General features: G+C 68.5%; 12 protein-coding genes. 4 read left to right on the top strand and 8 right to left on the bottom strand.

Annotation, left to right across the window (positions count from 1 at the left end):
- From NBW84_RS19975 to NBW84_RS19990, 4 genes are all read right to left on the bottom strand, one after another.
- A partial coding sequence (locus NBW84_RS19975) for a replication initiator (protein ID WP_445548782.1) occupies positions 1–994 on the bottom strand: 994 nt, incomplete at its 3' end.
- Between the two features lie 196 nt (positions 995–1,190).
- Positions 1,191–2,708 carry an FtsK/SpoIIIE domain-containing protein gene (locus NBW84_RS19980; protein ID WP_250286374.1) on the bottom strand — a complete coding sequence of 506 codons (1,518 nt, stop codon included), beginning with the start codon at positions 2,706–2,708 and terminating at the stop codon, positions 1,191–1,193.
- Positions 2,709–2,784: 76 nt separating this feature from the next.
- On the bottom strand, positions 2,785–3,093 hold the full coding sequence (locus tag NBW84_RS19985; protein ID WP_250286375.1) for a hypothetical protein: 309 nt from the start codon (positions 3,091–3,093) through the stop codon (positions 2,785–2,787).
- The gene (locus tag NBW84_RS19990; RefSeq protein WP_250286376.1) at positions 3,090–3,497 is read right to left on the bottom strand and encodes a plasmid replication, integration and excision activator; all 408 of its coding nucleotides are present in this window, start codon (positions 3,495–3,497) and stop codon (positions 3,090–3,092) included. Before NBW84_RS19990 ends, NBW84_RS19985 begins: the two co-directional genes overlap by 4 nt.
- A gap of 191 nt (positions 3,498–3,688) precedes the next feature.
- On the opposite strand from NBW84_RS19990, the gene NBW84_RS19995 reads away from it, so the two are divergent.
- Positions 3,689–4,105: a helix-turn-helix domain-containing protein gene (locus tag NBW84_RS19995; protein ID WP_250286377.1), complete on the top strand. Its 417-nt coding sequence runs from the start codon at positions 3,689–3,691 to the stop codon at positions 4,103–4,105.
- Positions 4,106–4,400: 295 nt separating this feature from the next.
- Positions 4,401–4,541 carry a hypothetical protein gene (locus tag NBW84_RS20000; protein ID WP_250286379.1) on the top strand — a complete coding sequence of 47 codons (141 nt, stop codon included), beginning with the start codon at positions 4,401–4,403 and terminating at the stop codon, positions 4,539–4,541.
- 67 nt (positions 4,542–4,608) lie between these two features.
- Here NBW84_RS20000 and NBW84_RS20005 read toward each other — a convergent pair whose 3' ends face one another.
- Positions 4,609–4,857, bottom strand: a complete 249-nt coding sequence (locus NBW84_RS20005; RefSeq protein ID WP_250286381.1) for a hypothetical protein — start codon at positions 4,855–4,857, stop codon at positions 4,609–4,611.
- Positions 4,854–5,105 (bottom strand): hypothetical protein, encoded by a 252-nt coding sequence (locus NBW84_RS20010; RefSeq protein WP_250286382.1) that lies wholly within the window; start codon positions 5,103–5,105, stop codon positions 4,854–4,856. The genes NBW84_RS20005 and NBW84_RS20010 overlap by 4 nt, the downstream gene beginning before the upstream one ends.
- 278 nt (positions 5,106–5,383) lie before the next feature.
- On the opposite strand from NBW84_RS20010, the gene NBW84_RS20015 reads away from it, so the two are divergent.
- Together NBW84_RS20015 and NBW84_RS20020 are read left to right on the top strand one after the other, a co-directional pair.
- A complete protein-coding gene (locus tag NBW84_RS20015; RefSeq protein WP_250286383.1) occupies positions 5,384–6,241 on the top strand; it encodes a helix-turn-helix domain-containing protein in 858 nt (285 codons plus the stop codon).
- A gap of 6 nt (positions 6,242–6,247) precedes the next feature.
- On the top strand, positions 6,248–6,718 hold the full coding sequence (locus NBW84_RS20020) for an NUDIX hydrolase (protein ID WP_250286384.1): 471 nt from the start codon (positions 6,248–6,250) through the stop codon (positions 6,716–6,718).
- On the opposite strand, the gene NBW84_RS20025 is transcribed toward NBW84_RS20020, so the two are convergent.
- Positions 6,706–7,260 (bottom strand): HD domain-containing protein, encoded by a 555-nt coding sequence (locus NBW84_RS20025; protein WP_445548783.1) that lies wholly within the window; start codon positions 7,258–7,260, stop codon positions 6,706–6,708. The genes NBW84_RS20020 and NBW84_RS20025 overlap by 13 nt on opposite strands.
- A gap of 522 nt (positions 7,261–7,782) precedes the next feature.
- On the bottom strand, positions 7,783–8,067 hold a 285-nt coding region (locus tag NBW84_RS20030; protein ID WP_250286388.1), incomplete at its 5' end, for a hypothetical protein.

Here is an 8,067-nt window from a genome sequence, read left to right on the forward strand (position 1 = left end):
GGTCGAGGTAGCCGCCAGCCTGATCGTCCCAGACGGGCAGCCGGTCCGAGCTGTAGACCGGCTGGTCACAGCGTGGCCACCACACCTGGTGGTAGGTCGCCGCCGCCACCTGTCGCAGTAGCACCCGCGGGATCGTGCCGCGCATGGCCGCGTGCAGGTGCGGGGCGAGGCGCCGTTGCGGCTCCAGGCAGGCGAAGTACTGCACGTCCCAGCCGACCGCGCGGCGCAGGTTCTGCCAGAACCGGTCCAGCAGCTTCGGAAAGTGGATCGCGTCCCGGGCCGCCCGTCGGTAGTCGTAGCTGTCCGGATCGACAGGTGTGCCCTCCGATGTCACCCGCCCGTAGGAATCGCAGGTCAACGTCAGAAACATCGACGGCCGCCAGACCGTACCGTCCGGGGCGGTGAACGTCCGGCCCACCGTGCGCCGGTCGACGGGCAGCCGGGGCAGGTCGGGGGCGTCCTGACGCCGTTTTGTCGACCGGGTGCGCCGGGGCCGGTCCCGGGCGTCCGGAGCCGCCTTGCCCCGAACGCCGAGGTCCGCGAGCCGTTCATCCACCTGACTGATCAGCATGTCAGCCTCGGTGACCTGGCCGCCGTCATGCCGTGTCGCCGCGTCGGTGCGGACGGCCTCCAGGTCCGCCCGCAGTTGGACGAGGATCTTCGCTTCGTCACCGGGCGGGTCCGGGTCGGGCAACGGCTCGTCGTCGAGGTGCCAGCCGGCGGCGCACTGCGCCATCCGCAGCTTGCGGGCGTATTCCGCGCACGGCGGGCACTTGCTGGCGAGGGTGGACCGGCAGGCCACCGGGACGATCTCGGTTTCCCCGGTGGTCAGGTTGATCCTCCGCATCGCCAGCGGCCGAACGCACACCCCGTTCTCCGCCGCGACGGCTTCGACGACGTGGCGGGCCAGCGGCATCCGCATCCGGGCCGCCCGCGACCCGGGCCGGTCCTCAACGAAGTTGAGGGGAAGCGGGATGGCCTGACCGTCGGTCATGCTGCGCAATCCTCCTGATCATCAGGATCGGAATGGGGACGGTCGGGATGATCGGGTGGCGGCTCCCGGCAGCCGCATATCCGGCCTCTGCCGGCGGGGACCTGGCAGCCCTCAGCCGACCAGTGCGCGGCCAGCAGATGCTGGCACCAGGCGCAGAGCGGCAGCACGAACACCACGGCCAGCCGTTGCGGACCTGTCATGCCGCCCAACCGGTCGCGTCCGGGGTCCAACCGTCACCGGTGGACGGGTCGATGCCGACGACCCGACCGACGATCGGCTTCCGGTAGGCCGCGGCGATCCGGGCGATCTCCGCATCGTCGACCCAGGACGCCCGGACCCGCACCGGGTCGCTCTGTCCGTCCGCCAGCACGTAGCCGACTCCCTGAAGATGGGCGGGGATCTGCTCGGCGACCGCGCCCCGGTCGTGGGCACCGTCCCCCAGCACGAGATCCGCCTGATCGGGTTCGGTCATCCGCAGCGCCACCCGCACCGGGAACAGGTCCCGGAAGGACAGCACCTCCTTGCGCGGGTCCTGCACCGCCGCCACCACGACCACCCCGGGTGCCCGGCCCTGCGAGAGCAGCAGCGGCAGGGACGCGCCGATCCGCTTCTTCAACTCCCGGTCGGTGACATACGCGGTCAGGGATGCGATCTCGTCGACCAGCACGACGATCAGCGGCTCACCGACGGTGGGCGCGTGCAGCCGGGAGACCCCGCGGAGTTCGGCCGCCCGGTTCTGCATCTCCGTGACCGCGTCGTCGAGAAGGTCGGCGATGCCGGCCGTGTCGACGGCGAACCGGGTGAACAGCGCCTCGCCGAAGGCCAGTTCCATCCCGCCCTTCGGGTCGCACACCCACAGTTCCACCAGCCCGGCGCGCACCGCCGGCGCCAGGCCGCGGATGACCGACCAGAGGACCGAGCCCTTCCCCGACCCGGTGGCCCCGGCGACCAGCACATGAGTGCCACGCACCGGCAACCGCCACGGGTCGCCGTCCTCGCGTCGTCCGACGGTGACCGCGTCCACGTCCACCGGGTCGCTGTCCCCGTGGTCGGAGCGGTCACCGTCACCGTCGCCGTCAAGGTCGGCCGGGAGGATCGGGAGGGCCAGTGGATCCCGGCGGATGAACTCCACCCAGACGAACCCGACCCGCCGGTCGGCCCGTACCCGGCAGCCCTGGGCGCAGAACGCCTGCCGCAACGCTTCGGCCTGTTCCGCCCACTGCTGCGGCGTCTGCCCGTAGAGCAGTTCGACGCGCAGCCGATCAGCCCAGCGGGTGCAGCGGATCCGTCGGATGCGGGGGAAGGTCTCGGCGAACGCCACCCGGTCCCCGGTCGAGGTCGGCTCCCGGATCGCCAGCCCTGTGTGAACCAGGACCGGCCGCCACCGTCGCCGATAGACCAACCCCAGCCGCAGCCGGCCGATCACCCACCAGGCCAGCCAGGAGAACGATCGGCGGTGCAGCCGCCACCACACCGCGGCGACGAGGACCAGTCCGCCCGAGGCCATACCAAGACCTGTCATCCCATACCTGTGATTGATCATCATAATGGTGGCGACCACGGCGACGGTCACCGGCCGGCGGGCCAGCCACCGCAGCAGATGCCACAGAATCTTGCCCGCCAGCCCGACGAGCAGTGCCCACAGCGGCACGTCGACCTTCGGATTACGGGTCGGCATCTCGGGAAACGGCCGCGACCCGTTGATTTTTGCCATGACAGATCACATCCACCTTGCAGAAAGAAGAATCAGAGGAAAAGAATCCGGCGGGCAGGAAATCCGCCGGAGGCGGTCATGCCGCGGCCGCGGGCCCCTCGTCCGGGCCTGCGTCGGCGGCCTCCAGCATCAGCCGCTCGCATTCCAACAGATAGTCATTGGCGGCCTGGACCAGCGCGTGAGCGAACTCCAGATGCCCCGCGGTCACCGTCCGATCCCGGACCGACAGTGTGAGGTACGCCGTACGGGTGTCGATCCCGAGAATCGGTGCCCGGTCCGGGTAGCGGTGACACGACACTGTCCAGTCCCCGCCGACGTAAAGCCCCAGATGCAACGACGAGCCCGGTTCACCGCTGTCAGCCGGGGCGTGGGCCGGGAGCTTCATGCCGCCGCCTTCCCCGTGATCGCCCGCGGGGCACGCAGGCCCGTCGCCCGGTAGGCGAACGCCTGCACCGCCCGCGACCCGTTGCTGTTCACCCACGGCATCACCGTCAACCCGATGAACTCCACCGGCCGCAGCATCGTGCCCGCCAACGGTTCCGGCGCCACCGGCATCACCGCCGCCGCCATCTTCACCTTCACTTCCGCCGAGCCGGCACGCGTGGTCGGGTCGGGGTCCATGACCCGTACCGTCCACAGCAGCTCTCCGGTGTCCTTGTCACGCTCCTGGACGTCGGCCTCACCCGCCTGCGCCTTCACGAAGTCGCGAGCGGCCTCCACTCCGAGCACGAACGCGCCGTGCGGGAACACGTCCTCGAACCGCACCGGAATCCGTCGCGGCAGCGCCACCGTCACCCACCTCCACAGGGATCAGGTCCGGGTTCCGGCGGGACGCCGCGTCCCGGACAGCATCCACAATGAGGCGCTCAGGAACCGCTTGCCAAGCGATATCACGCCTATGTATATCCACACCGTATGAAATCCATACCCCGGCCGGTTGGAATGTCGACACCCGTTTGCCCCACAGTTATTTTTGACAGGTGACAAACAAGGACGGTGTCCCGCCGTACACGGCACGCGGCCGGGTTGAGGGTGAGAACTGGCAGGCCGTCGCCGACGCGCTCAACGCCCGCATGGCCGCCCGCCGCATCGGACAACAGGCCCTCGCGACCGCGTCCGGGGTGTCCGTGGCCACCCTGCGACAGCTCCAGCACGGCCGGCACTCCCGGCGGGTCCAGAACACCACCCTGTCCGCGGTGGCCCGCGCGCTGGACTGGCCGGACGACCATCTGATCCGGGTCCTGCTCGGCGACCAGGCGGACGACGACACCGACCGGACCGCGTCCCCGGCGGACCGCTGGGTCGTGGCACGCCTCGACGCGATCGAAGGCCATCTCCGGCGGATGGATCAGCGTCTCGCCCTCATCGAGCGGCACCTCAGCACGTGCGGCCTGTGAAATGCGGAAGGGCTGGAACCTCACGGAGTCCTCCCCGCATGGTTCCAGCCCTTCCCCACGGCCGCGCCGCACCCGCTGCGACCATCAGCATTAACGATCTACTTCCGTGCCGCCCGCAACACGATCAAAGATCAAAAACTTTCGACGCGCCGGACATTTGCCAGAAGTTGGTACGAGGATCTATCGTGACCACAACATCTTGTAGATCCATACGCATAAGCCACCAGCAGGTTGCGACGTCGATGATCTGCAAGATGGTGACAGAGCGTCGAGTATGGGAGGAGGTGAAGATCCAATGGCTTCGAAGAGCGCAAGCACCCGCGCCCGGAGCGCGGTCACTGGCCGGTTCGTGACGGCAAAGACGGCCGTCCGGCACCCGAAGACAACTGTTGTCGAACGGGTGACCAAGAGCAGCAAGGCGAAGAAGAGCAAGTAGCTTCGCTGATCTCTCGAAGAGGGCCCGGGGTACTGTCACTACCCCGGGCCCTCCGATGCAGCACAGGCTATACCGAGCCGCCTGCATATCGTTGCGCTAACTGGAAGATCAGAAGTAGGTCGACGTCGCCGAACGACTCGACGAACTCGGCGGTCTCCGGAAGCGTCCGCAACATCCGGATCAGTTCCGCCGGCCGCATGGACGGCGTAAGCGTGACAACCCACTCCCCCGCGCCAGCAAGGAACAGCGACTCTCCGCCGTTCGGCGACTGCGCGTCGTCGGAGGGACGGTCCGCGTCGTCGGCGTCGGTGGTCACCGCGGCCCGGGCCGCCGCGCGGCACGCGCGAGTGCTGCCTCGAGCTGGCGACGACTCCCCACCTGCTGGGAGACGTTCTCCACGAAGAAGAACAGCGGCGTGACCTGGTAGTCGTGCCAGCCGTTCTCGATGGCGAACAGGTCCGCCGACGCCGCCGAATCAAATGTGATCATTGTGTCGCGGACGCGGCGTTCCGCTCCCGGCTCGAACCGCACGACACCCCACAACAGCGGCGTCCGGGTGTCCATACCGCTGTCCTCCGCACCGTTTCTCATCCTGCTGCTGGTCACCGTCACCGGCTTCACCGTCCCGTCCGCATCGTCGGTTGGATGCCGGCCCGGTCCCGCGGGCAAGGTCTCTCAACGCGGGACCGGGCCGGCTGCGAACGACTGTGCCGAGCGCGCGGATGTCGCCGAAAGTCCCAGGCCGTATACGCCGAACACCCCACGATCTATCCACTGGCCGTATAGTCGTGTCGTTCGATGAGCGTTCGTACCGTTTGCGTGCAGGCCATCGGGAGGCCCCCATGGGAACCGGACGCCGTCCGCTACCCCCCGCACCCGAAGGGCTGTGGGAGCGGCCCGACATGGCCGAAGCGATCAGCGGCCGGGACATGGCCGTCGTCCTGGCCATCTACCGGAAGTACACCGGCGCGACACAGACCCAGATCGCGGGCGCCTGTGAGATCCCGCAGTCCCACGTCAGCGAGATCCAGAGTGGCCGCCGACGGGTCACCAGCCTGGAACTGTTCGAGCGTCTCGCCAACGGTCTCGGGATCCCCCGGACCCCGCTCGGGCTTGCCGAAAAACCGGACGCCCGGCGGCTGGATGGCCAGGATGCACCCGCCCGGCCCCTGCCGACCGAACTCGTCCCCGAGGTCGTACGGATCTACCCCAACCGTGGCACCGTCCCCGGTGAGATGTGGCGGGCGCTGCTCAACCACGCCCAGGACACCGTGGACATCCTCGTGATCGCCGGCCTGTTCCTTCCCGACGGACACGCCGATCTCGTCCCACTCCTGCGCGCGAAGGCCGCCAACGGCGTGAAGATCCGCTACGTGCTCGGCGACCCCACGTCCGACGCGGTAGCTCTGCGCGGCGCTGAGGAAGGCATCGGTGACAACCTCGCCGCCCGCGCCCGGATGACCCTCACCTACCTGTCCGGCCTGCGCGACGTCCCCGGCATCGATCTACGGCTCCACAGCACGACCCTGTACAACTCGATCTACCGGTTCGACAACGAGATGCTTGTGAACACCCACGTCTACGGCGCCCCGGCCGCGCACTCTCCCGTGCTGCACCTGCGCCAGACCGCCGGAGGCAGCCTGTTCGACCACTACGCCGCCGGGTTCGAGCGCGTCTGGGCCACCACCGAAGGAGCCTGATAACTCTTGGCACGGATCGACTACTTCAACGACCCGAACGCCCCCCAAGCCAACAGCGTCGTCCCCTCGGTCACCGCGGTCGTCACCGACCCCGACGGGCGGATCCTCATGGTCCACAAGACCGACAACGACCTGTGGGCGCTACCCGGCGGAGGCATGGACCTCGGCGAGTCGATCGCGGACGCCGCCGTCCGGGAAACCAAAGAGGAAACCGGTATCGACATCGAGGTCACCGGCCTGATCGGCGTGTACACCAACCCCCGGCACGTCCTGGCCTACGACGACGGCGAGGTCCGCCAGCAGTTCTCCCTGTGCTTCACCACCCGCATGCTCGGCGGCACCCTACGCACGTCCAGCGAGACGAAGGAAGTCCAGTTCGTCGCCCCCGCCGACCTCGACAAGCTGAACATCCACCCGTCCATGCGGCTACGGATCGGCCACTACCTCGAAGGCCGCCCCACGCCCTACATCGGCTGACCAGCCACCCCCAGACGGTGCAACGTCCGATCGATCGAAGCCCCCAGCAGCGGACGAGCACGCGCGATCGAGCGATGCACCACCGAACCCTCCTCGTACCGGGAGAAAATCTCCTCCACCCGTTCGGCGAAGGTGAACCGCTGCCCCTTCGGACCGGTCGTCATGTCCGCGAACACCAGGGCGTCCATCACCGGCGACTCCTCCAGCTCCCAGGAGGCCAGCACGTCGGACAGGCCGCGTTCCTCGGCTTCGATCCGGGCACAGGAGTGATGCGCCACCAACGCGCACAACCGACGGGAGACGTCCGGACGCTGTTGGAAGAACCGGGCACCGTCCACCGGATGGAACCGCAGCAGCCCCACCGCCGGGGCATAGCCGATGTCATGCAGCCAAGCCGCGGTGACCAACAGGTCCCGTTCCTCAGGCTCCACCGCCACCGCCGCTTCCCGGGCACGGGCAGCAACTGCCTGCACATGAGCCCACCGGTCACCCAAAGGCGCAAGAAGCTCGCTCGCCAACCGCTCAGCAGCCGCTACATCCACCCACACGACGGTACGTACACCCAGCCCCGGCGTCAGCCAAGTCCCGTGGACTGCCGAATTAGCCGTTTTAGGATCAAGCCGGTGGCGGTCCGCGCCCCGCAACCGGCTGCGCGCGGCGCTGCCGCGCCGTGCTCGCCGGGCGCGTCGCACCCCGCCGCCGCACAGAACCCAGGGCAGGAACGGCAAGCAGGGCGAACCGTCAGGGTAAGCCGTGGGTACGCCGTTCAGGCTGAGCGTCGCCGGTCGGGCGAATCCACGCCGTACCGAGCGGCATGGATTCGCGCTGCTGGTTCCGTTCCGCGGTCAGCTTCGCCGACCATCCGAGTGCGTTCCGGATGCACGGCCCGGTGACCACCGGAGACCGCCAGCGGGCACGCCAGCGGCAGACGAAAAAAGAGCAGGGGGCACGCCAGCGGGCAGCCGGGAGACAGTATGGGGTCGCTTCGCTTCCCGGGCCACCCGACCCTCACCCAGAGCGGGACGAGGCCATCTGTGGTCTCCATACCCGGAGCCGGTGAGCTGCTACCAGTCTTGTATCCAGTCGAGTACGCCACGGCCCTTCGGGGTGAGGACACCTCGTTCGTCGAACGGCCCCAGCAGCGCGTGTATCTCCTCTGCGATCTCGCTCCGACCGTCGTCCTCGGTCGCCGTTGCGCCGAGGAAAGCCAACGTGACAGCCAGCTCTTCGGCGAGATCGACACGATCAGGTTCTCGGCGATGAAGCATCCGCCGGATCTCCGCCGCCGTCGTGAAGAACCGCGCCGCCTCGTCACGATCACCTGTTTGCAGAGCGTCGACACCGAACCG

The organism is Protofrankia sp. CiP1_Cm_nod2 (assembly GCF_920664355.1).
Classification (GTDB): domain Bacteria; phylum Actinomycetota; class Actinomycetes; order Frankiales; family Frankiaceae; genus Protofrankia.